Source organism: Catenulispora subtropica (assembly GCF_039531675.1).
Taxonomy (GTDB): Bacteria; Actinomycetota; Actinomycetes; order Streptomycetales; family Catenulisporaceae; genus Catenulispora; species Catenulispora subtropica.
Window position 1 is genome coordinate 39035 of record NZ_BAAAQM010000018.1, and the last position, 23459, is coordinate 62493.

Consider the following 23459-nt stretch of genomic DNA (forward strand, 5'->3'; position numbering starts at 1 on the left):
CAGTGATGCCCCGTGCGCGCGCAGGGTGTCTGCGCCGAACGGGGCATCAGGGGATCTGTCGTACGAAAACCGGTGTTCCGGGTCAGGGAGTGCTACCGGTCAGCGGATCAGTACCAGTTGTGGGACTGCCAGAAGGACCACGCGCCGCACGGGGAGCCGTAGCGGGAGTCCATGTACGACAGCACCCACTTGATCTGCGTCGCCGGGTTGTCCCGCCAGTCCGAGCCGGCCGAGGCCATCTTGCTGCCCGGCAGCGCCTGCCCGAGGCCGTACGCGCCGGAGCCCGGGTTGGTGGCGTGCACGTTCCATCCGGACTCGCGCTGGATGATGTTGGCGAAGCAGCCGAACTGGCTCGCCGGGACCATCGACTTCGCGATGTCGTACGCCGAGCCGTAGGCCACCGGCGGCTTCGGCGTCGAGGTCGTCGGCTTGGGCGTGGCGGTCGGCTTCGGCGCGCTGGTGGTGCTCGGCGCGCTGGACGGCAACTGCTGGCGCTGCGCGTCCCGGTTCGCGGCGGCCGCGGCTGCCGCACGGTCGGCGGCGAGCTTGTCCGCGGCGGCCTTGTCGGCAGCGGCCTTGGCGGCGGCGTCCGCGGCGGCCTTGTCGGCGGCCGCCTTCGCGGCGGCGTCCGCAGCCGCCTCGTCGGCGGCCTCCTTGGCGGCGGCGTCCGCGGCGGCCTTGTCGGCGGCCGCCTTCTGGTCCGCGGCCAGCTTCACGGCGGCGGCCTCGGCGGTGACCTGCTTGTCGTGGCTCGTCACGTCGTTCTGGTGCACCGCGTACGCGGTGCCCGCGCCGCCCAGGACCAGGGTCCCGACCGTCGCGGCGGCGACTATTCGGGAGGCCTTGGTGGGGAGCTTCGCCGTGATCAGCGAGACGGTCTTGCCCGCGACCGTCGAAGCGGTGTCCCCGAAACGGTGCTTCGGGGAGTCCGAGGAGTCCCCCGGGGTGTGGTGCTGGTGGTCGTGCTCAGTGCCGGTATGGCCGGACAAAACAGTGCCTTTCGCAGTGCCTCACCCCTTTTCGCGGCCGTTTCCGCACAGCACGGACCCATCCGTGGCGTGTGGGAAGCTGGCCGGCTCCCTGAAACGGAGCGGCGCATGGGCATCGAAGTGGCGGCCGCATCGCCGCCAATCCACCCCCCGGTGGATCAACATCCCGCGTGGACGTATCTCCCGCGAGCCCGAGCGCGGGGTCTTCCAGAAATCGACCCTCTCCCGGAAGCCTGATCGAAGACAAGCCGGGAGAGGGTCGGGAATATCACAGTGCACTGAGTTGTGGTTCCGTCACCGTGCGAGACGGTGACGGAGGATGATGGCCTGATTCGGCTCAGTAACCGAACCAGCAGGAGCCACCGCAGCGCGCGGCCACCACGTTGTCCAGCGAACCGTAGCGGTCGGCGGCGTAGCGGGCGCCGGCGATGATGTTGTCGACCGGGTTGTAGATGTTGCCGTGGCCCTTCAGCATGTACGCGTTGAAGGTGGGCTGGATGACCTGCAGCAGGCCGATGGACGGGGTGCCCTTGGCGGCGTTGGAGTCCCAGCCGTTGACGGCGTTCGGGTTGCCCGCGGACTCGTGCATCGCGGCCTGGTAGATCGCGTTGTACGAGGTCGGGGTGCCGTTGGCGTTCAGGATCGCGACCGCCTGCTTGATCCAGCCGTCCAGGTTGTTCGCGTAGACGGGGGTCGCGGCCTTGGCAGCGGCGGCGGCGTCGGCCGCCTTCTTCGCGGCGGCGGCGTCCGCGGCCTTCTTCGCGGCGGCGTCGGCGGCGGCCTTGTCAGCGGCGGCCTTCGCGGCGGCGGCCTTGTCCGCGGCGGCCTTGTCGGCAGCGGCCTTGTCCGCGGCAGCCTTGTCCGCGGCGGCCTTGGCGGCGGCGTCGGCGGCAGCCTTGTCGGCGGCGGCCTTGTCAGCGGCGGCCTTGTCAGCGGCGGCCTTGTCAGCGGCGGCGTCGACCGGGGCGCGGCTGGCGTCACGGTTCGCGACGGCGTCGGCGGCGGCGCGCTGGGCGATGAGGTCCGCGGCGGCCTTGTCCTGGCCCGCCTTGGCGGTGGAGACGGCCGCGGTGACCTTGTGGTTGTCGTTGGAGGAGGCGTGCGCCGCCACGCCGGTGGCGATGAACGCACCGGTCACGGCGAGGGCGCCGGTGACGGCGAGCGCCTTGGTTCGGGACATGCGCAGGCCGGAGACAGATTTCCGCACGGAGAACAAAGGGAGCCTTCCGAAGTGGGTTCACCCCGCTGCGGCTCGACTTTCTATCCGTGACGGATAGTGACAATGCAATCACTGATTGCGTCGAATGCGTCGGGACGGAGTGGGCGAAAATCCCACTTCCATCCCTACGGCGCCGGCGGCCTATGGCCCTGGATCGTCGATTGCGATTGCCAGACGCGGGGTCTTACGCATTCGACGATGCAGGGCCATTCGCCCGATTTCAACCTGTTCCTGCGTGTCCTGCGTCACGGTGAACGCAGCGTGATAACCCCAGCACGGCGGGGGTCCGCACTCAGACCGCCAGTTCCTCCAGCAACTCTGTCACCAAAGCTGCGATCGGCGACCGCTCACTTCTGGTGAGAGTTACATGGGCGAACAAGGGGTGTCCCTTGAGCTTTTCCACGACCGACACGATTCCGTCGTAACGCCCCACACGCAGATTGTCACGCTGCGCTACATCGTGGGTGAGAACGACACGCGATCCCGTACCGATCCGGGACAACACGGTCAGTAGCACATTGCGTTCGAGGGATTGCGCTTCGTCGACGATGACGAAGGAGTCGTGCAGGGAGCGGCCCCGGATATGTGTGAGCGGGAGCACTTCCAGCATTCCCCGGTCCACGATCTCGTCGATGACGGCCTGGGACGTCAGCGCGGACAGCGTGTCGAACACGGCCTGGCCCCAGGGCGACATCTTCTCGTTCTCGGTGCCGGGCAGGTAGCCCAGTTCCTGGCCGCCGACCGCGTACAGCGGCCGGAACACCACGACCTTGCGGTGCAGGCGGCGCTCCATCACCGACTCCAGGCCCGCGCACAGCGCCAGCGCCGACTTGCCGGTGCCGGCCCGCCCGCCGAGCGAGACGATGCCGACGTCCGGGTCCAGCAGCAGGTCCAGCGCCACGCGCTGTTCGGCCGAGCGGCCGTGCAGCCCGAAGACGTCGCGGTCGCCGCGCACCAGCCGCACCTTCTTGTCGGCGGTCACCCGGCCCAGCGCCTTGCCGCGTTCGGACAGCAGCACCAGGCCGGTGTGGCAGGGCAGTTCGGCCGCCTCGGCGACGTCCGCGGTCCCGGACGAGAACAGCTCGTCCACCGCGTCGGCCGGGATGTCCAGCTCGGCCATGCCGGTCCAGCCCGAGGTGGCCTCCAGCGCGATCTCCGCGCGGTACTCCTCGGCCGCCAGCCCCACGGCGCTGGCCTTGACCCGCATCGGCAGGTCCTTGCTGACCAGCACCACGTCCAGGCCCTCGGCCTGCAGGTTGCAGGCCACGGCCAGGATCCGGGAGTCGTTGTCGCCGAGCCGGAAGCCCGGCGGCAGGCCGGTCGGATCGGTGTGGTTGAGCTCGACCCGCAGGCTGCCGCCCGCGGTGCCGACCGGGATGGGGGCGTCCAGGCGCCCGTGCTGGATGCGCAGTTCGTCCAGGATCCGCAGCGCGTTGCGGGCGAAGTAGCCGAGCTCGGGGTGGTGCCGTTTCGCCTCGAGTTCGGTCACGACGACGACCGGGACGACGACCTCGTGTTCGGCGAACCTGGTCAGTGCCGACGGATCGGCGAGCAGGACGCTGGTGTCGAGGACGTGGGTGCGGCGCCGGGCCTTGGTGGAGGCGCGGCGGCGAGGGGTAGCTGCCACTGTTGTCTGTCTCCCCAGAAGTGACAAACGCCGGGGAGCAGACCCGTCACAGCCATCTGTGTGAGTCGACCTTGCTCCTCCGGCACGATGTGGAAGTTCCCGTCACCTGTTGGGGCTAAACCAGCGGTCACCTCTCGTCACGGTTCTGAGCTGTGATGATGACGCTACGTAACAGAATGAGGGCGCTGTCTCGCGGTTCGAACACACCACTAGAGAGGCAGGAGAAGAGGTTTCGCCCACTCCTCGCCAGCCACCGCCCGTCGAGGAGTCGCTTCGCGACGCCGCCTCTTCAGACTCCGTAACGCCGGTGCCGGTTCGCATAGTCGCGCAACGCCCGCAGGAAATCGACCTTCCGGAACGCCGGCCAGTACGCCTCGCAGAAGTAGAACTCACTGTGTGCGCTCTGCCAGAGCATGAACCCGCTCAGCCGCTGTTCCCCGGAGGTTCGGATGATCAGGTCCGGGTCCGGCTGCCCGTGCGTGTAAAGGTGCTCTGTGATGTGCTCCACGTCCAGCACCTGCACCAGGTCCTCGATCGAGGTCCCGCGGGCCGCGGCGTCGGCGAGCAGTGAGCGCACCGCGTCGGCGATCTCCCGCCGCCCGCCGTAGCCGATGGCGACGTTCACGTGGATCCCCGGGTTGTCCCGGGTCTGCTCCTCGATCTCCTTCAGGTGCCGGGCGAAGTCGGCCGGCATCAGGTCCAGCGCGCCCAGCGGGTGCACCCGCCAGCGGCCGGTGTCGGCCAGCGAGCGCACCGAGCCCTCGATGATCCGCAGCAGGTCGGCGAGTTCATCGGCGGGCCGGTTGAAGTTGTCGGTGGAGAACAGCCACAGCGTGACCGTCTCGACCCCGGCCTCCTCGGCCCAGTCCAGCACCTCGTGGATCTTGTCCGCTCCGCGCTGGTGGCCGGTGGCGATCTGCTCGCCCATCTGCTTGGCCCAGCGGCGGTTGCCGTCCATGATGACGCCGATGTGCCGCGGGACCTTCTTCTTGCCGCGCTGGACGTCGGAGTGCAGGCGAGCCGCCAGGCGCCGTTCGTAGACGCTGTAGGCGACGTCTCGCAGGCTCACAGCAAGGCGCCTTTCTTACCAGGGGCTGGATGGACGCACCGAGGCTATCGGAGACGTGGTACGTCCCGACACGGGCTTGGGCGAACCGCTCAGTGCGGGTTTCGTGAAGACACCGTGTCCGTCCAGGGTACGCACGAGTCGGCCCCGCTCCGAAAACCGAAGCGGGGCCGGGGTCTCCCGGGGCTTTCCGGGAACGGGCCGGGACTACGCCTCCAGGCGCTCCAGCAGCGCCTCGTACTCGGCGTTCAGCTCGGTCGGCAGGTGGTCGCCGAACCGGCCGAAGTGCGCCGGGATCTGGGCCGCCTCCTGCTTCCAGGTCTCCTTGTCGACGCTGAGCAGCACGTCCAGGTCGGCGTCCGTCACGTCCAGGCCGGACAGGTCCAGCGCGTCCTTGGTGGGCAGCACGCCGATCGGGGTCTCGGTCCCGGCCGCGGTGCCTTCCAGCCGCTCCACGATCCACTTCAGGACGCGGCTGTTCTCACCGAAGCCGGGCCACAGGAACTTGCCGCCCTCGCCCTTGCGGAACCAGTTGACGTAGTAGATCTTCGGCAGCTTCTCGGCCTCGGCCTTCTGGCCGATGTTCAGCCAGTGGCCGAAGTAGTCGCCCATGTTGTAGCCGCAGAACGGCAGCATGGCGAACGGGTCGTGCCGCAGCTCGCCGGCGGTGCCCTCGGCCGCGGCGGTCTTCTCGCTGGCCACGTTGGCGCCCAGGAAGACGCCGTGCTGCCAGGAGAAGGACTCGGTCACCAGCGGGACGGCGGTGGCACGGCGGCCGCCGAACAGGATCGCCGAGATCGGGACGCCCTTGGTGTCCTCCCACTCCGGGGCGATGGTCGGGCACTGCGCCGCCGGGACGCAGAACCGGGCGTTGGGGTGCGCGGCCGGCTCGGCGCTGTCCGGGGTCCAGTCCCGGCCCTTCCAGTCGGTCAGGTGCGCCGGCTTGTCCTCGGTGAGGCCCTCCCACCACACGTCGCCGTCGTCGGTCAGGGCGACGTTGGTGAACACCGAGTTCGCGTAGAGCGTGTCGATCGCGTTGGCGTTGGTCGCGCGGCCGGTGCCCGGGGCGACGCCGAAGAAGCCGGCCTCCGGGTTGATCGCGTACAGCCGGCCGTCGTCGCCGAAGCGCATCCAGGCGATGTCGTCGCCGACGGTCTCGACCTTCCAGCCCGGGATGGTCGGGGTGAGCATCGCCAGGTTGGTCTTGCCGCAGGCGCTCGGGAACGCCGCGGCGACGTACTTGGCCTCGCCGCTCGGCGGCGTCAGCTTCAGGATCAGCATGTGCTCGGCCAGCCAGCCCTCGTCGCGGGCCATCACCGAGGCGATGCGCAGCGCGTAGCACTTCTTGCCGAGCAGGGCGTTGCCGCCGTAGCCGGAGCCGTAGGACCAGATCTCGCGGGTCTCCGGGAAGTGCGTGATGTACTTCGTCTCGTTGCACGGCCACGGCACGTCGGCCTGGCCGGGCTCCAGCGGCGCGCCGACGGTGTGCGCGGCCTTGACGAACTCGCCGTCCGGGCCGAGCTCGTCCAGCACCGCGCGGCCCATCCGGGTCATCACGCGCATCGAGACCACCACGTACGGGGAGTCGGTCAGCTCCACGCCGATCGCCGACAGCGGCGAGCCGATCGGGCCCATCGAGAACGGCACGACGTACATCGTGCGGCCGCGCATCGCGCCGGCGAACAGGCCGTCCAGGATGCCCTTCATCTCCGCCGGGGCCATCCAGTTGTTGGTGGGGCCGGCGTCGGCCTCGTGCTCGGAGCAGATGTAGGTCCGGCCCTCGACGCGCGCGACGTCGCTGGGGTCGGACTTGGCGTAGAAGCTGTTCGGGCGCTTGGCCTCGTTCAGCCGGGTGAAGGTGCCCTGCTCGACGAGCAGCGCGGTCAGGCGGTCCCACTCGGCGTCGGAGCCGTCGCACCACACGACGGCGTCGGGCTGGGTCAGTTCCGCGATCTCGGCGACCCACGCCTTCAGGGCCGCGTGGCCGGTCGGGGCGTCGTCCAAGCCCGGTATCGCCGAGGCGGGCCCGTTCGCGGGCATGGTTTTGCTGGACACGTCAGTCATGGCGCGCTCCTAAGGCACCGGGTCCACGTCCCATCCGCACTGGTAGCGGCCCGGTCGAAATGATGAGGGTATTTGGGAGTGTACCCACGGCAGTCCACATGGTGGATAGTCGGCAATGGCTAGTTCGTCACACTCGGAGCGCCGCGGCGTCCCGGGACCCGAGCGCCCCTCCGGCGCCTTCCGAGCGCCCGCCTGGCGCTTCTGGACCGATTCCTCCCAGTCCTCGGACGGCCCTTCCAAACCTACGGTCCCGTAAGTTACTCTCCGGTGACATGACGCCGCCGTCGTTTGCCGAAGCCGTATCGAACGCCGTCGCCCCGGTGAAGCCGAAGCTGCGCGGCTGGCTGCACCTGTTCGCCGCGCCCCTGGCGCTGGCCGCCGGAATCGTGCTGATAGCGCTGGCCGACAGCGGCCGGGCCCGGATCGCCTCAGCCGTCTTCGCGTTCTCCGCCGTGATGCTGTTCGGCACCTCGGCGCTCTACCACCGCGGCAACTGGGGCCAGAGAGGCGAGGCGATCCTGCGGCGCCTGGACCACGCCAACATCTTCCTGATCATCGCCGGGACGTACACGCCCTTCACCGTGCTGCTCCTGCACGGGACGGCTGAGCGTGCCCTGCTCTCCGTGGTCTGGGGCGGCGCCCTGGTGGGGATCGCGTTCCGGGTGTTCTGGCTCGGGGCGCCACGGTGGATCTACACGCCGTGCTACGTGGCACTGGGCTGGGCCGCGGTGTTCTTCCTGCCGCAGTTCCTGCACGCCGGCGGCGTCGCGATCCTGGTGATGATGATCGTCGGCGGCGTGCTGTACTCGCTCGGCGCCCTGGTCTACGGCACCAAGCGCCCGGACTTCTCGCCGCGGTGGTTCGGGTTCCACGAGGTGTTCCACACGCTCACGATCGCGGCGTTCTCCCTGCACTTCATCGGGGTGTCGCTGGTGGCCATGTAGCTACCGGGTGTCGCCCTCCCAGGTGGCGACGATGCGCGCCAGCTCGGTCCGGGAGCGGATGCCGAGCTTCTTGTAGAGGTTGCGCAGGTGGTACTCCACGGTCTTCGGAGAGATGTACAGCGCGGCCGCGGTCTCGTTGTTGGTGCGTCCGGCGCCGACGTGCCGCGCCACCTGCGTCTCGTACGGCGTGAGGCCCTTGGGCTCCGGGGTCTTGGCCGCGACGAGGTGCGTGAGCTCTTCCTCGCACAGCGCCTCCCACCGGCGGGCCCGCAGACGGCGGAAGGTGTCGTGCGCCGGTTCGAGCAGCGCCCGTGCCTCGGCGTGGTGGCGGCGATCGCGGAGCCGGCGTGCGGCCTGAAGGTCGCGACGCGCTGACTGGAACGGGTCGGGCGTCTGCCGATCCTGCTCGGGATCACGGTTGAGGAGCTCGTCCAGGTCGGCGCGGACCGGGATGAAGGCCGGGTGGCGGACACCGTGGGTGTGGAGTGTGTCCTCGATGGCTTGCAGTTCCGTAGCGGCCGCCTCGCGGTCCTCGTCGAGGACCAGGACGGTGCGGGCGTGGCGGAAGGCCAACTCGGCGGGATGGTCCGCGGGGACCGGCGGGAGCGCGGCGAGGCGGGCCTCGAGATCGGCGAAATCCGCGCGGTCGCCCCGGTAGGCGGCGATCCGCGCGGCCACGGCGAGCGCCAGCGCGGGCCACAGCGGCTGGCCGAGGTCGGCGCCGAGGTCCGCGGCGGCCAGCGCCCGGCCGCGGGCCACGTCCCAGTGCCCGGCGCGCTGGTCCAGCTCGGCCGCCATGGTCAGCAGCGCGGGCAGGCGGGAGCGGGCGCCGGCGTCGTGGGCGGCCTTGAGCGCCAGGGCGAGCCGCGGGTGCGGGACGCCGCGCAGGGCCGCGGTCCAGGCCGGGTAGACGATCGTCTCCAGCGGCATGTCGAGGTCGGTGGGATCGGGCAGCGGCGCCTGCTCGTCGGGCGCGGGCTCGCCGAGCAGGAGGGCCACGTGCTCGGACACGGCGGCGGCCGCGGCCTTCGTGGCGGGCAGGACGGCCCGCTCGACGGCGAGCGCGGCCAGGGCGCGTGCCTGGCCGTAGTGCGCGCCGAGGACGGCGGCCGCGGTGGCGGCGACGGTGAGGTCGGCGGCGTGCGCGGGATCGGGCGCGGTCTCCGCGGCCGCGGCGAGATCGGTCATGAGGCGCGCCGGGTCGGTGCGGGAGAGGTCGACACGGGACCGCTCGGTGCGGATGCGCGTGTGGAGGACGCCGGAACCGGTCGCCGGCGCGCCGGACGGTCCGGCCGGCACCTCTATATCAGATGTCTGTTTCTCCAGGGTCGCCTCGGCGGCGTCCAGCAGGTCGAGCGCCGCGTCGACGTCGCCCTCCACCCGTGCGCACACCGCCGCCTCGATCAGATACGGCGTCGGGTCCGGCGCGATGGTCGCGGCCCGCTGATACGCCTGCCGGGCCGCGGTCGGAGCGCCGCGCCGGGCGGCGGCGGCGGCCACCTCGGCGAGGGCGGTCGCGGCCGCCGCGTCCGGCCCGTCGGTGGCGTAGCTGCGGTGCCAGGCACGCTGCTCGCGTGCCGCGGGGCCCGCGGCGGCGGCCAGGGCGGCGGCCAAGCGGTCGTGGGCGTCGCGCACGTCCGCGTCGGCCGCCCCGTGGTAGACCGCCGAGCGCAGCAGCGGATGCGCGAAGCGCACCGTGCCGTCGGTCAGCTCGACGAACCCCGCCTGCTCGGCCGGCGCCAGATCCCCGAGATCCAGGCGCGCCGCGAACAGCGCGGCCTGGATCGGCGCCGCGTCGCCGGTGAAGGACGCCGCGGCCGTCAGCAGCGCGCGGCGGGTCCGTTCCGGCAGCGTCGTCACCTGGTCGTGGTAGAGCCCGGCCAGTTGCACGCCGGACGGCAGCGGCTCGCGCCCGCCCGCCAGCGTCGCCAGGTCCAGCACCCCGGACGCCGCCAGCCGCGCCATCTCGATCAGCGCCAGCGGATTGCCGCGGGTCTCGGCCAGCAGGCGGTCGAACTCGTCCGCCGCGAGCCGCAGGTGCGCCGCGGCCGGCCACGGCTCGCGGGGGGAGGACGGGGAACTCGACGCCTCGCGCCGCTCGTCGGGGTCGTCCCGCGGTTCCTCTTCGACGCTGAGGTCGCTGAGGTTCGCGGCCCCGGCGCGCGCCTCCACGCCGAGATCCGCCAGCAGCCCGCGCGCGGCCTCCGCGCCGAGTCCGCGCAGCCGCACCTCGACCGCGTCGGCCGCGCCGATCTTCGGCTCCGCGCCGCGCCGCGCCACCAGCAGGGCGATCGGCGCCGTCGCCAGCCGGCGCGCGACGAAGCCCACCGCCGCCAGCGACGAGCCGTCGAGCCAGTGCGCGTCGTCGACCAGCGCCAGCACCGGGCGCCGGCGCTCGGCCGCGGTCAGCAGCGCCAGCACCGCCGTCGCCAGCGGCAGCTGTCCGACCGCGGCGGTGCCGCGGGCGTCGAGCGCCGTGCGCAGCGTGCGGTGCTGCTCCGGCGGCAGGCCGCCGGCCAGCTCCGTCAGCGGGGCCAGCAGCTCGGTCAGACCGGTGAAGGCGAGCTCCGCCTCCGACTGGATCCCGCGCGTGCGCAGCACTTCGAAGTCCGCCGCCACCGCGGCGGCCGCCTCCAGCAGCGCGCTCTTGCCCGCGCCCGGCTCACCCTCGACGACCAGCACGCCGCCGGTGCCGGCGCGCGCCGCCGCTATCAAGGTCCTGATGGTATCGAGCTCGTGTCCGCGTCCGTGCAGCACCGTTCCCGAGGCCGCCGGCCGCGCATCCCCCCTGGCCGCCATCCCCCAAGCATCGTCCTGTCCGGCCCCGGCGGCAATCGAACAGTGGGCCCGCGCTCCGTACATTGGTGTTCATGAGCACCGCGACCCTCGCCGCGCCCCGCCCCGCCGTCAAGGGTTCCCCGGCGGCCGACTTCGGCACGATGCTGAAGGCCTGGCGCCGCACCCGCAACGTCAGCCAGCTCGACCTGTCCTCGGCCAGCGGCGTCTCCACGCGCCACCTGAGCTTCATGGAGACCGGCCGCGCCAAGCCCAGCCGCGACATGGTGCTGCGCCTGGCCGACGAGCTGGAGATCCCGATGCGCGACCGGAACAAGCTGTTGGTGGCCGCCGGCTACGCCCCGGAGTTCAAGGCCCGGCCGCTGGCCAGTCCGGAGATGGCGGCCGCGCGCCGCGCGATCGACGTCGTGCTCACCGGCCACCTGCCGTATCCGGCCCTGATGCTGGACCAGCACTCCAACATCATCGAGGCCAACAAGACCGTCGGGATTTTCACCGACATGGTTTCCCCGCAGCTGTTGGCCGGCGGCGGCAACACCGTGCGGATCACGCTGCACCCGGAGGGCCTGGCCCCGCATCTCGTGAACCACGGGGAGGCCCGGGACCGCCTCCTGCGCGCGCTGAGCCGGCGCGCCGCGGCCTCCGGGGACGCCGAACTCACCAAGCTGCTCAAGGAGTGTGTGGCGTATCCGCACCCCGAGCCGGACCCCGAGCCGGACATCTACGCCGGCGTGGTCGTGCCGTTCCGCTTCCGGCGCGACGGCCGGGTTCTGAGCTTCTTCAGCACCACCGCGGTGTTCGGCTCCGCGGTCGACCTGACGCTGGCCGAGCTGACGCTGGAGACGTTCTTCCCGGCGGACGAGGAGACCGCCGAGGCGTTGCGGGAGTACGCCGCGCGCTAGCCTCCGCCCGGCGGGGGAGTCGCCCATTCCGGTGGCGCGCACGCCGATTCACGTAACCCGTCCTGGCCGGGCTCGTTGGGCAGCCGAGAACCGCACGCCTCGCGACCCAGCCAGGGGGAATCCGTGAACCGTCGCCGTATCGCCATCGGGGTCTCCTCGGTCAGCGGACTCGCCGTGATCGCCGTGAGCGCCATGAACATGTTCTCGTCGGGTGGTGCCGCGGGCGGCCGGGGCCACAGCACAGTGGATCTGCACACCACGCCCGTCGCCGCCGTCACCGCGGCCGGCCCCGCCACCGACCGGGCCGGCACCGCGCAGGTCGACTCCCTGCTCACCATGGCCACCCCGGCGACGCCCGCGCAGGGCAAGACCCCGGCCCAGCCCGCGCAGACCGCGACGATGCACGGCACCGGCCAGTACGACTTCGGCCGGCAGACCGGCAAGATCGACCTGACGCTGGCCAACGGCGGGCTGGAGGAGGTGCTGACCCCGGGCGTGCTCTACATGCGCTCGGTCCCCTCGAACGCCGCGACGCCGGCCAAGCCCTGGTCGCGGGTCGACGCCGCCAAGTCCTCCGACGGCAACCTGGTCTCCGGCGGCGTCACCGACCCGGCGCTGGAGTTCGCGATGCTGGCCGGCGTCCAGCCCGGGGTGAAGTTCGTCGGCCAGGACCAGGTCCGCGGCGTCCCGGTCGCGCACTACCAGGGCACGCTGGACCTGAAGCAGGCGGCGTCGACGCCGACCCCGGCCGGCGCTCCGGCGGCGGCCCCCGCCCGGCCCGCCGGCCAGGCCCTCCCCGCGGCTCCCGCCGCACAAGCCGTCCCGGCCGCCGACGTGGCCGCCGCGAAGAAGGCGCTGGCCAACGCCGCGCGCGCGTTCACCACCACGAAGGTCCCGTTCGACGCCTACCTCGACGAGCAGGGCCGGCTGCGGCGCTTCGTCGCCGTGTTCTCCTTCACGATGCCCGGCCCGGCCAAGGCCGTCGCGCAGGTGACCTCCGCCACCGAGCTGTTCGGCTTCGGGACGCCGGTCACGGTCGCCACGCCGACCGTCGCCCCGGCCGCCCCCACGCCGTCGGCCCGCCCCTCTAGCCCTTCGGGCACTCACAAATAGTCCTGTTGGGCCATACCCTGCCGCGCGGTCGCGGAATAGGCTCCACCGTCGGGGACCCAAGGGCCGCGACGACCGAGGCGGGCGGTGATTTCAGCCATGATGCTCAACCGGCAGGACTCTGGTTCGGCGTACGGCCGCTACGGCGCCGTGCCCACCGCCATCGACTCCACGGCACTGGACGAGATCACCCTCTACGGAGACCTGCTGCAGGCCGTGGCCGCGCACCCGACCGCCGGCAAGCGTCTGGACTGGGCGGTCATCGACCAGGCGCTGGGCCTGACGCCCGGCAAGAACGGCCCGGCCGCCAGGCCTGCGACTCGGCGGCCGAGCGCAGGCGCTGGAGAGTCCGCTCCCTAGCAGCCGCCGCGTCACGGCGCGGAAACCGGTCCGCACCGACAGCCACGGTGTCGGCGCCGGGCGCGGGTCGCAGGTCTCGGTGACCTCGGTCCGCGGCGAACCGTCCGCAACGGGTTCGAGACTCCGGCTCGTAGCGCCGAACCCGTAGCGCCGGACTCGTAGCGCCGAACTCGTAGCGCCGAACTCGTAGCGCCGAACTCGACGAACCATGCTCCGGATCCGGTATGGCGGCCCGGATCTCATCGCCATCCCGAACCGCGCTCCGAGCGCCGGCCGATCCGGCGCGGACAGCGCGCGCTGAACGGTCCCGGACCCGTCGATCGCGACGGGTCGGAGGGGGCCGGCGAGGATGGCGAAGATCACATCTTCGGGCGTGGAGATCGTCGCTGAGCGGGAAACGGGCCCGGCCACGGCGGCCACGCTAGTGGCCCGGTTGTGCGCTGGGTAGGTTGAGCACCTAGCATCTTTGCGGCGAACAAGCCAAGACGATCAGCCCCCGGCCGGATTAACGGCGACTGAAGACCCGGAGACTTCCTGTGAAACTGCGTCTGACCCCCAGGGAGACCAGCTTCTACGACCTTTTTGCCGAGCAGGCGGACAATCTCGTGGTCGGCGCCAACCTGCTGACCGAGCTCCTCGGGGCGATGGGACCGTCCGCGGCCGGCGAGCGCTCCAAGATCGCCGAGCGGATGCGCGCCGCCGAGCACGTGGCCGACGAGACGACGCACAAGATCTACAACACCCTGAACTCCTCGTTCATCACGCCCTTCGACCGGGAGGACATCTACGCCCTGGCCTCGTCCCTGGACGACGTCATGGACGAGATGGAAGAAGCGGTCGACCTGGTCAACCTGTACGGCGTCGAGACCCTGCCGAGCGGCGTGGCCGAGCAGGTCGACACCCTGGTGCGGGCCTCGGAGCTGACCGCGCAGGCGATGCGCAAGCTGCGCGGCATGAAGGACCTGTCCGAGTACTGGATCGAGGTCAACCGGCTGGAGAACGCCGCCGACCAGTCCTACCGCAAGCTGCTGGCGCACCTGTTCTCCGGCGAGTACGACGCGCTGACCGTGCTCAAGCTCAAGGAGGTGGTGGACTCGCTGGAGGCCGCCGCCGACGCCTTCGAGCACGTCGCGAACACGGTCGAGTCCATCGTCGTCAAGGAGTCCTGAGTGGCCTGGCTCGGCCTGGCGACGGTCATCGTCGTCGCCCTGGGCTTCAGTTACACGAACGGCTTCCACGACTCGGCGAACGCCATCGCCACCTCGGTGTCCACCCGGGCGCTGACCCCGCGGATCGCGCTGATCATGGCCGCGGTGATGAACCTCCTGGGCTCCTACATCGGTCTGCGGCTGGGCGGCGGCGTGGCGTCCACCATCACCAAGGGCATCATCAAGACCCCGACCGGCACCGACGGTCTGGTGATCGTGTTCTCGCTGCTGGTCGGCGCGGTGGTGTGGAACCTGGTGACCTGGTGGCTGGGCCTGCCCTCGTCCTCCTCGCACGCCCTGATCGGCGGCATGATCGGCGCCGGCCTGGCCGCCGGCATCACCGTGGAGTGGCACGGGGTCTGGGAAAAGGTCATCCTGCCGATGTTCACCTCCCCGGTGGTCGGCTTCGTCCTGGCGTACTTCCTGATGGTGGGCCTGCTGTGGGCCTTCCGCCGGGCGCACCCGGGCCGGGTCTCCCGCGGCTTCCGGATGGCGCAGACCCTGTCCGCCGCCGCCATGGCCCTGGGCCACGGTATCCAGGACGCGCAGAAGACGATCGGCGTGATCATGATGGCGCTGATCGCCGGCGGTCACGCCACCAGCAAGTCCGGCGTCCCGAACTGGGTGCTGTTCAGCAGCGCCGCGGCCATCTCGCTGGGCACCTACTCCGGCGGCTGGCGCATCATGCGCACGCTGGGCCGCAAGGTCATCGAACTGGACCCCCCGCGCGGCTTCGCGGCCGAGACGGTGGCGGCCGGCGTCCTGTACTTCACCGCCTTCGTGTGGAAGGCCCCGGTCTCCACCACCCAGATCATCACCGGGTCGATCATGGGCGTGGGCGCGACGAAGCGCCGCTCGGCGGTGCGCTGGGGCGTGGCCCGCAACATCGGTTTCGCCTGGGTCTTCACGCTGCCCTGCGCCGGCGCCTGCGCCGCCGCGGTGTGGTGGATCGCGAACGCGATCTTCGGCTAGCCGGCGGCGGCCGCGGCCGTCCCGCCGATCAGCGCCTCGATCCGTCCGGCGAGTTCCAGGTCCAGCTCGGTGACGCCGCCGGCGGAGTGCGTGGAGAGCCGGAACCGCACCGTCCGCCAGCGGATGTCGATGTCGGGGTGGTGGTTCATCTCCTCGGCGGCCACCGCCACCCGGTCCACCAGCCCGATCGCCGCCGGGAAGTCCCCGGCGGCGAAGACCCGGGTCAGCTCCTCGGCCCCGCCCGTCCACTCCGGCAGATCCGCGAGCCGCCGGTGGATCTCCTCCTGCTCGAGAATACGCATGCCCCCATTGTCCCGGTCCGCCGGCCGCTGGGCCCGCAAGCGCGCCTAGACTCGGCACAATGACCACCGAGACCAGCGTGATCGTCGTCGGCGCGGCCGTCGTCCGCGCCGACACCGTGCTCTGCGCCCGCCGTTCCGCCCCGCCCCGTCTGGCCGGGAAGTGGGAGTTCCCCGGCGGCAAGGTCGAGCCCGGCGAGACCGATTCGGAGGCCGTGGTCCGCGAATGCCGGGAGGAGCTCGGCGTCGAGGTGGCGGTCGGCGCCCGGGTCGGCGCCGACGCGCGCATCGACGACCGGCTGGTTCTGCGCGTCTACCTGGCCCGTCTGCTCCCGGACCAGCCGGATCCCCGTCCGCTGGAGGACCACGATCTGCTGTCCTGGGTGCCCCGCGGGAACCTGCTGGATCTGGACTGGCTGACCCCCGACATCCCCGTCGTCGAAGAGCTCGCCGCCACCGCTTGGTGAGCAGGTCAAACCCGGCGGACGCTGTGACTGCTCTCATAGTGTGAAAGTCGGATCAACTGCTTGAGGAAGCGGCTTTCCGGGAAGGATCACGGAAGAACCGGGCCCGTCACCCGGCCCCTTCGACAGAATCGACACCCGTCCATGCCCGACCAGCCGCAGGAGCAGCAGCCCCACCGGGAGCGGCTGGACAACCCCGGCTGGCGCAGCGGCGGCTGGGCCATGACCACCTCGGTCTTCGAGCAGGGTTCCGAAGGCGACGCGCAGCGCCATCTGGGCCGCATGGCCGGTGTCATCGAACGCATCCGCTCGGCCACCTTCATGCTCGACGGCGACGGCGCCATCCGCGAGTACCGCCTCAACGCCGAGGAGCTGCTCGGCTGGGACCGCACCGCCATGCTCGGCAAGCCGTTTCGCGCGATGTTCCGTCCCGAGGACGCCGAAGCCGCCGACGCCATGGTCGAGGCCATCCGCTCCGGCGACGACGCCCGCGGCGAGCTGGAGGCGATCACCCCGGACGGCACCGGCGTCCCGGTGGACGTGCACCTCATGGGACTGCGCGACGACCAGCACCACATCCTGGTGTTCGGCTACGCCAACTCGGCCGAGGACCTGGTCCGCATCACCCGCGACCGCGCCGTCCTGGACTCGCTGTTCGAGCAGTTCCCGGTCGGCGTGGTGGTCTTCGACGAGGAGGGCCGCTACATCCGCCTGAACCGCGCGCTGGAGCGGATCAACGGCGTCCCGGTCTCCGAGCACATCGGCAAGCGCATCAGCGAAGTCCTCCCGGAGCTCGACCCCCGCCTGGAGGAGATCCCCGACCAGGTCCTGGAGACCGGCGTCCCGGTCGTCGACGAGCAGTACGGCGGTTTCACCCCGGCCTCCGAAGAGGAACGGGTCTGGTCCGTCAGCTACAACCGCCTCCACGGCCCGGACGGCGAGGTCATCGGGCTGTCCGGCCTGATCCTGGACGTGACCGACCGTCACCGCGCCGCCGCCGCGGCCGCCGGCGCCCGCCGCCGCCTGGCCCTGGTGAACAAGGCCGGCTCCCGCATGGGCACCGCCCTGGACGTGGAACGGACCGCCCGCGAACTCGCCGACGTCGCGGTCCCGGACTTCGCCGACGCGATCGTGATCGAGATCAAGGAAGAGGTCTTCGACGAACGCATCGGCCCCGTCGGCCCGGTCTGGCTGGCCCCCGTCCGCCGCCGCCGCGTGCTGGTGTACCAGGGCCGTGACCCGATCACCGATCCGGTCCGCGCCGAAGGCTTCAGCGCCTGGTCCACCGACCCGGACATCAGCGACCGCATGCTCGGCGGCGCGGCCTGGCACTCGGCCGCCGGCATCAGCGCCGTGGCGAAGGAGCCGATCCGCGCCACCGACGGCACCCTGCTCTGGCAGCCCGCCGGCGGCGACTCGATCCTGGTGCCGCTCTGGGCCCGCGAAGCGCTCCTCGGCGTGGTGCACTTCCACCGCCACCCTGACAGCGCGCCCTTCGAACCGGAGGACATCGAAGTCGCCGAGGAGATCACCACCCGCGCCGCCGTCTCCATGGACAACGGCCGCCTGTACTTCCGGGAGCGCACCACGGCCCTGATGCTCCAGCGGGCCCTGCTGCCGCAGCGCATACCGAGCCTGCCCGGCGTCCAGGTGGCCTACCGCTACCTCCCGGGCTCCGTCGGCGCCGAGGTGGGCGGCGACTGGTTCGACGTGATCCAGCTGTCCGGAGCGCGTGTGGCCCTGGTGGTGGGCGACGTGATGGGCGTCGGCGTCCGCGCCGCGGGCATCATGGGACAGTTCCGCACCGCCGCCCGCACGCTCGCCGGCCTGGACCTCTCACCGGCCCAGGTCCTGCACCAACTGGACGAACTCGGCGCCTCCCTCTCCGAGAACCATCTGGCGACCTGCATCTACGCCGTGTACGACCCGGCCATCGGCAGACTCGCCGTCTCCCGCGCGGGCCATCCGCCCCCCCTGCTCATGGCTCCCGACGGCACCGTGGGCGGGCTCGACGTGCCGCCCTCCCCGCCCCTGGGCGTCGGCGGCGGCGCCTACCGCAGCTGGGTCTTCGAGACCAAGGAATTCGACATCCCCGACGGCTCCCGCCTGGCCTTCTACACGGACGGCATGGTCGAGGACAAGGGCCGCGACATCGACGAGGGAATCGGGGTGATGGCGGCCTTGCTGGCGAACTGTCCGCCGGACTCCTTGGAAGAGTGCTGCGACGCGGTGACGGACGTCCTGGGCATCACGGGCGACACGTCCGACGACGCGACCCTCCTGCTGGCCCAGGTCCAGTCCATCCCCGCGGACCGCAAGGTCCACTGGCACCTGGACGTCCATCCGTCCTCCGTCTCGGAAGCCCGCCGCAAAGTCCGGGAAAAACTCACCGAATGGAACATGGCCAGTCTCAGTGACACGGCAGAGTTGCTGGTCAGCGAGCTGGTGACGAACGCCCAGCGGTACGGTCGCTCCCCGGTCTCACTCGACATGTTCAAGACGGACCGCCTCCTGGTGGAGGTCGGCGACGGCCTGGACGTCGTGCCCCAAGTCCGTCGCGCCCAGGAGACCGACGAGGGCGGACGCGGCCTGCAGCTGGTCAACCAACTGGCGAACCGTTGGGGGACCCGTACCACGGGGCGGGGCAAGATCGTGTGGTTCGAGCTCGCCTAGACCCTGACCCGCCCTGGCGGATCACGTGGACTTGCGGACCTCGGGCACGCGATCCAGCTCGATCCCGAACAGCTCCCGGTACGCGGCCAGCACCTCGCCGTCGGTCCCGAGTTCCTTCTCGGTCCGGTCGGCCGGATCGGCGGCGGTCGTCACCAGCCTCCGCCCGCTCAGCGACACCCGCCCGCCGTCGTCCGTCAGCACCGAGCAGATCAGGTTCCGCGTGAACAGCGCCTCGGGCGACGTGCGTTGCCACCACATCGCGACCTTGAAATCGCTCAGTGCCAGCGCCCGCGGATCGATCCGGTACTGCTGTTCGCCCACCCGCAGCACGTCGAGCTCGCCGTCCTCGTACTCCGTGATCCGGAAGAGGCCGCCGGGATCCGCCTGCTCGCCGCGGTCGTCGAACCGGAGCGGATATTCGGTGTGGCGGCCGAAACCGACATCGGTGAGCCAGGCGGTGCCGTCCTGGTCCGTGACATGGAGGGCCAGGTGGTCGGCCGGCGGGCTGAAGCCGTGGTCCGGACTGAACGTCCGCACCGACATCCGCCGCACCCGATAGCCCAGGGACTCCAGCAGCACCGCGAACAACCCGTTGAGCTCGTAACAGAACCCGCCCCGGCGCCGCGTCACGATCTTCTCGTACAGCGCTCCGACGTCCAGCGACATGTCCTCGCCCAGATGGATGCTCAGGTTCTCGAAGGGAACCGTGTGCAGATGTGCGCTGTGCAAGCGGCGCAAGGACTCCGCGTCGGGCTCGAGGGGCCCGGTCACACCGATCCGCTCAAGGTAGGAGACGACTTGCTCCGGGTGCAGCCTCTGGGGGGTCGAAGACATAAGTCCTTTATCGCAGACTCGTCACTCAAGCGCATGGTGCCACGGTCCTAGGACCGCGGCACCATGCGCTTCACTTCAGTTCTTCAGCCGCTCACGCATCCGAAGACGACCGCCGCCGGATCTTCGATCCCAGCCACACCAGCGGGTCGTACTTCCGGTCCACCACGCGCTCCTTCATCGGGATCAGCGCGTTGTCCGTGATGTGGATGTGCTCGGGGCAGACCTCGGTGCAGCACTTCGTGATGTTGCAGTACCCGAGCCCGTGATCCTCCTGGGCGGCCTTCTGCCGGTCGGCGGTGTCCAGCGGGTGCATGTCGAGCTCCGCGACCCGCATCAGGTAGCGCGGACCGGCGAAGTTCTCCTTGTTCTCCTCGTGGTCGCGCACCGCGTGGCAGGTGTTCTGGCACAGGTAGCACTCGATGCACTTGCGGAACTCCTGCGACCGGTCGACGTCGACCTGCTGCATGCGGTACTCGCCGGGCTTGAGGTCCGCCGGCGGGGTGAACGACTTCACCTCGCGGGCCTTGGCGTAGTTGAAGCCGACGTCTGTGACCAGGTCCTTGATCACCGGGAACGTCCGCAGCGGCGTGACCGTGACGGTCTCGTCCTCCTCGAACGTCGACATCCGCGTCATGCACATCAGGCGCGGCTTCCCGTTGATCTCCGCCGAGCACGACCCGCACTTGCCGGCCTTGCAGTTCCACCGGCACGCCATGTCCGGGGCCTGGGTGGCCTGGAGCCGGTGGATCACGTCGAGGACGACCTCGCCCTCGTTGACCTCGACCTCGAAGTCATTCAGATCCCCGCCCGAGGCGTCGCCGCGCCATACCTTGAACTTCCCCTTGTACCCCATGTCACTTCTCCTCGGCGGCGGTCTCGGCGGACTCGGACTTCTGCTCGGGGATCGCCGGCTCGGACTCAGCTTCAGCCTCAGCCTCAGCCTCAGCATCGGCCTCGGTGTCGCCCGCTTCAGCTGCGGCCTCACCGGCCTCGGCTGCGGCTTCGCCGGTCTCAGCCTTGACCTCGGCGGTCTCCGCCTCACCCTCGACGACCTCAGTCTCGACGACCTCAGTCTCGACGACCTCAGCCTCGGCGGCCGCGGCGTCCCCACCGCCGCCTAGCCCCGCGAGCTCCTCGTCTGTGAAGTACTTCTTGAGCTCCGAGATCTCGAACAGCTCCAGCAGGTCCTGCCGCACCGTGGGAATCGGCTGGTGCTTCAGATCCACACCGGTCCCGTCCTCGTTCAGCGAGCAGATCAGGTTCACCTGCCGCCACTTCGCGGACATCGTCGGGAAATCGTCCCGGGTGTGCCCGCCCCGGGACTCCTCGCGCTCCAGCGCCGCCTTCGCCACGCACTCGCTGACGATCAGCATGTTCCGCAGGTCCAGAGCGACGTGCCATCCCGGATTGAACCGCCGTCCACCAGTCGACCCCACCTTGTGATGCCGCGGCTTGAACTCCTCGAGCTTGGTCAGCGCCTCGCTGACCTCGCCCGGCTTCCGGATGATGCCGACCAGCGTGTTCATCGTGACCTGCAGGTCGTGGTGCAGCGTGTACGGGTTCTCGCCGTCGGAGTTGTTCAGCGGGGCCAGCGCCTCGTCCACCGCGGCGTCGACGTCGGCTTCGACGATCGCCGGCGGGGCTTCGAGGGAGTCGACGTACTCCGCGGCGTGCAGGCCGGCGCGACGGCCGAACACCAGCAGGTCGGACAGCGAGTTGCCGCCGAGCCGGTTGGAGCCGTGCATCCCGCCCGCACACTCACCGGCCGCGTACAGCCCGGGAACCTTCGTCCCCTGCGTGTCCGGATCGACCTCGACGCCACCCATCACGTAGTGACACGTCGGCCCGACCTCCATCGGCTGGGCCGTGATGTCGACGTCCGCCAGCTCCTTGAACTGGTGGTACATCGAGGGCAGCCGGCGCCGGATCTCCTCAGCCGGGAGGCGGGAGGAGACGTCCAGGTAGACACCTCCGTTGGGCGTCCCGCGGCCGGCCTTGACCTCGGCGTTGATCGACCGCGCGACCTCGTCCCGCGGCAGCAGCTCCGGAGGGCGCCGGTTGTTCTCCTGGTCGGTGTACCAGCGGTCGGCTTCCTCTTCCGTCTCCGCGTACTGCTTGCGGAACACGTCCGGCACGTAGTCGAACATGAAGCGCTTGCCCTCGGAGTTCCGCAGCACCCCGCCGTCACCGCGCACCGACTCGGTGACCAGGATCCCCTTCACCGAGGGCGGCCAGACCATGCCGGTCGGGTGGAACTGGATGAACTCCATGTTCACCAGCGTCGCGCCGGCGAGCAGGGCCAGCGCGTGGCCGTCGCCGGTGTACTCCCACGAGTTCGACGTGACCGTGTAGCTGCGGCCGATGCCGCCGGTCGCCAGGATCACCGCCGGGGCCTCGAAGAGGACGAACCGGCCGGTCTCCCGGTAGTAGCCGATCGCGCCGGCGATCCGCCCCTGCGCGTCCTTCAGCAGCCGGACGATCGTCGTCTCGGCGAACACCCGAAGATGCGACTCGTAGTCGCCGTTCTGTGCCTTGTCCTCCTGCTGCAACGCGACCACGCGCTGCTGCAGCGTGCGGATCAGCTCCAGCCCGGTCCGGTCGCCGACGTGCGCCAGCCGCGGGTACTCGTGCCCGCCGAAGTTCCGCTGGCTGATCTTGCCTTCCTTGGTGCGGTCGAACAGCGCGCCCCAGGTCTCCAGCTCCCAGATCCGGTCCGGAGCCTCCTTGGCGTGCAGCTCGGCCATCCGGAAGTGGTTCAGGAACTTCCCGCCGCGCATCGTGTCGCGGAAGTGGACCTGCCAGTTGTCCTTGGGGTTCACGTTGCCCATGGCGGCGGCCGCGCCGCCCTCGGCCATCACGGTGTGCGCCTTGCCGAACAGCGACTTGCTGATGACGGCCACGCGCTTGCCGGCCTGGCGGGCCTCGATCGCGGCCCGCAGCCCCGCACCGCCGGCGCCGATCACCACCACGTCGTAGGAGTGGCGCTCGATGTTCTCAGTCATTTGCGCTGATCCTTAGAAGAACGTCGGGTTGCTGAACGTGCCGTTCGCGACGAGCGCGACGTAGGCGTCGGTCAGTGCCACGCCGAACAGCGAGATCCACGCGAAGAGCATGTGCTTGTGGTTCAGCTTCGACACCAGGGTCCACCCCTTGTAGCGCAGGGGGTGCTTGGAGAAGTGCTTCAACCGCCCGCCGATGGCGTGGCGGCACGAGTGGCACGACAGCGAGTACAGCCACAGCAGCGTCGCGTTCGCCAGCAGCACCAGCGTCCCGAGGCTCATGTGGCCCCACTCGCCGTCGGCGTTCCGGAAGGCCAGGATCCCGTCCCAGGTCAGGATCACGTTGAAGATCAGGCCCGCGTAGAAGAAGTACCGGTGCGCGTTGTTCAGGATCAGCGGGAACCGGGTCTCGCCGCTGTACTTCCCGTGCGGCTCGGCCACGGCGCAGGCCGGCGGCGACTGCCAGAAGGCGCGGTAGTAGGCCTTGCGGTAGTAGTAGCACGTCATCCGGAAGCCCAGTGGGAAGATCAGGATGAGCAGCGCCGGCGAGAGCTTCCACCAGTCGCCGAACGGCGTGAACCCGCCCAGCGGGGAGTCCGGGACGCAGTTGGTGGAGATGCAGGGGCTGTAGAACGGCGAGATGAGGCCGTCCGCGTAGTAATCCGCGTTCTGGAACGCGCGGAATGTTGCGTAGAAGATGAACGCGACCAGCACCAGCATCGTCAGCAGCGGACTGAGCCACCACCGGTCTGTGCGCAGCGTCCTCTGTTCGATCTTTGCGCGCGCCGGGCTCAGCGGGGCGGGGGCCTCGGGGCCGGGCGCGATGGTGTCAGTCGCCATCGACTTGTCGTCTCCCAGACGGGCAATGTTCTTACACTGTGATGTCTTGCGATGTCTTGGAACTCTTGTGGTGATGTGGAGCGTTTTCCGGCT

19 protein-coding genes are annotated in these 23459 nt (G+C 70.5%); 8 read left to right on the plus strand and 11 right to left on the minus strand.

From position 1 onward, the window contains the following. Positions 1-107: 107 nt before the first annotated feature. The 5 genes from ABD466_RS17330 to ABD466_RS17350 all read right to left on the minus strand — a co-directional run bounded on the left by ABD466_RS17330 (position 108) and on the right by ABD466_RS17350 (position 6941). Positions 108-989: an aggregation-promoting factor C-terminal-like domain-containing protein gene (locus ABD466_RS17330; protein ID WP_344658099.1), complete on the minus strand. Its 882-nt coding sequence runs from the start codon at positions 987-989 to the stop codon at positions 108-110. 337 nt (positions 990-1326) lie between these two features. Next, a complete protein-coding gene (locus ABD466_RS17335) occupies positions 1327-2169 on the minus strand; it encodes a lytic transglycosylase domain-containing protein (protein WP_344658100.1) in 843 nt (280 codons plus the stop codon). Between the two features lie 331 nt (positions 2170-2500). After that, positions 2501-3835 (minus strand): RNA 5'-3' helicase PhoH2, encoded by a 1335-nt coding sequence (gene phoH2, locus ABD466_RS17340; protein WP_344658101.1) that lies wholly within the window; start codon positions 3833-3835, stop codon positions 2501-2503. A gap of 289 nt (positions 3836-4124) precedes the next feature. Beyond that, on the minus strand, positions 4125-4904 hold the full coding sequence (locus ABD466_RS17345) for an isoprenyl transferase (RefSeq protein ID WP_344658102.1): 780 nt from the start codon (positions 4902-4904) through the stop codon (positions 4125-4127). A gap of 204 nt (positions 4905-5108) precedes the next feature. Then, positions 5109-6941: a phosphoenolpyruvate carboxykinase (GTP) gene (locus ABD466_RS17350; protein WP_344658192.1), complete on the minus strand. Its 1833-nt coding sequence runs from the start codon at positions 6939-6941 to the stop codon at positions 5109-5111. 296 nt (positions 6942-7237) lie between these two features. Between ABD466_RS17350 and trhA the strand changes: the two genes are divergently transcribed. Further along, positions 7238-7909: a PAQR family membrane homeostasis protein TrhA gene (gene trhA, locus ABD466_RS17355; RefSeq protein ID WP_344658103.1), complete on the plus strand. Its 672-nt coding sequence runs from the start codon at positions 7238-7240 to the stop codon at positions 7907-7909. Here the strand turns inward: trhA and ABD466_RS17360 are convergent, their stop codons facing one another. Beyond that, the gene (locus ABD466_RS17360; protein ID WP_344658104.1) at positions 7910-10771 is read right to left on the minus strand and encodes a helix-turn-helix transcriptional regulator; all 2862 of its coding nucleotides are present in this window, start codon (positions 10769-10771) and stop codon (positions 7910-7912) included. Positions 10772-10779: 8 nt separating this feature from the next. Between ABD466_RS17360 and ABD466_RS17365 the strand changes: the two genes are divergently transcribed. From ABD466_RS17365 to ABD466_RS17385, 5 genes are all read left to right on the plus strand, one after another. Beyond that, positions 10780-11607, plus strand: a complete 828-nt coding sequence (locus tag ABD466_RS17365; protein ID WP_425558670.1) for a helix-turn-helix domain-containing protein — start codon at positions 10780-10782, stop codon at positions 11605-11607. Between the two features lie 123 nt (positions 11608-11730). Next, positions 11731-12720: a hypothetical protein gene (locus ABD466_RS17370; RefSeq protein WP_344658105.1), complete on the plus strand. Its 990-nt coding sequence runs from the start codon at positions 11731-11733 to the stop codon at positions 12718-12720. An 84-nt stretch (positions 12721-12804) separates the two neighbouring features. Beyond that, a complete protein-coding gene (locus ABD466_RS17375) occupies positions 12805-13077 on the plus strand; it encodes a hypothetical protein (RefSeq protein ID WP_344658106.1) in 273 nt (90 codons plus the stop codon). Between the two features lie 536 nt (positions 13078-13613). Beyond that, positions 13614-14246, plus strand: a complete 633-nt coding sequence (locus tag ABD466_RS17380; RefSeq protein WP_344658107.1) for a DUF47 domain-containing protein — start codon at positions 13614-13616, stop codon at positions 14244-14246. Further along, positions 14247-15257: an inorganic phosphate transporter gene (locus tag ABD466_RS17385; RefSeq protein WP_344658108.1), complete on the plus strand. Its 1011-nt coding sequence runs from the start codon at positions 14247-14249 to the stop codon at positions 15255-15257. It abuts the gene before it with no gap. Here the strand turns inward: ABD466_RS17385 and ABD466_RS17390 are convergent. Then, the gene (locus tag ABD466_RS17390; RefSeq protein ID WP_344658109.1) at positions 15254-15559 is read right to left on the minus strand and encodes a 4a-hydroxytetrahydrobiopterin dehydratase; all 306 of its coding nucleotides are present in this window, start codon (positions 15557-15559) and stop codon (positions 15254-15256) included. The genes ABD466_RS17385 and ABD466_RS17390 overlap by 4 nt on opposite strands. Positions 15560-15618: 59 nt before the next feature. Here ABD466_RS17390 and ABD466_RS17395 point away from each other — a divergent pair, with 59 nt between their 5' ends. Continuing rightward, entirely contained in the window at positions 15619-16023 is a 405-nt protein-coding gene (locus ABD466_RS17395; protein ID WP_344658110.1) for a (deoxy)nucleoside triphosphate pyrophosphohydrolase, read from the plus strand. Positions 16024-16164: 141 nt separating this feature from the next. Continuing rightward, entirely contained in the window at positions 16165-18693 is a 2529-nt protein-coding gene (locus ABD466_RS17400; RefSeq protein ID WP_344658111.1) for a SpoIIE family protein phosphatase, read from the plus strand. A 21-nt stretch (positions 18694-18714) separates the two neighbouring features. Here ABD466_RS17400 and ABD466_RS17405 read toward each other — a convergent pair whose 3' ends face one another. The 4 genes from ABD466_RS17405 to ABD466_RS17420 all read right to left on the minus strand — a co-directional run bounded on the left by ABD466_RS17405 (position 18715) and on the right by ABD466_RS17420 (position 23366). Further along, a complete protein-coding gene (locus tag ABD466_RS17405) occupies positions 18715-19527 on the minus strand; it encodes an arylamine N-acetyltransferase family protein (protein ID WP_344658112.1) in 813 nt (270 codons plus the stop codon). Between the two features lie 91 nt (positions 19528-19618). Beyond that, the gene (locus ABD466_RS17410; protein ID WP_344658113.1) at positions 19619-20380 is read right to left on the minus strand and encodes a succinate dehydrogenase/fumarate reductase iron-sulfur subunit; all 762 of its coding nucleotides are present in this window, start codon (positions 20378-20380) and stop codon (positions 19619-19621) included. A gap of 1 nt (position 20381) precedes the next feature. Beyond that, positions 20382-22529 carry a fumarate reductase/succinate dehydrogenase flavoprotein subunit gene (locus ABD466_RS17415; RefSeq protein ID WP_344658114.1) on the minus strand — a complete coding sequence of 716 codons (2148 nt, stop codon included), beginning with the start codon at positions 22527-22529 and terminating at the stop codon, positions 20382-20384. A gap of 12 nt (positions 22530-22541) precedes the next feature. Next, entirely contained in the window at positions 22542-23366 is an 825-nt protein-coding gene (locus ABD466_RS17420; RefSeq protein WP_344658115.1) for a hypothetical protein, read from the minus strand. Positions 23367-23459: the final 93 nt, after the last annotated feature.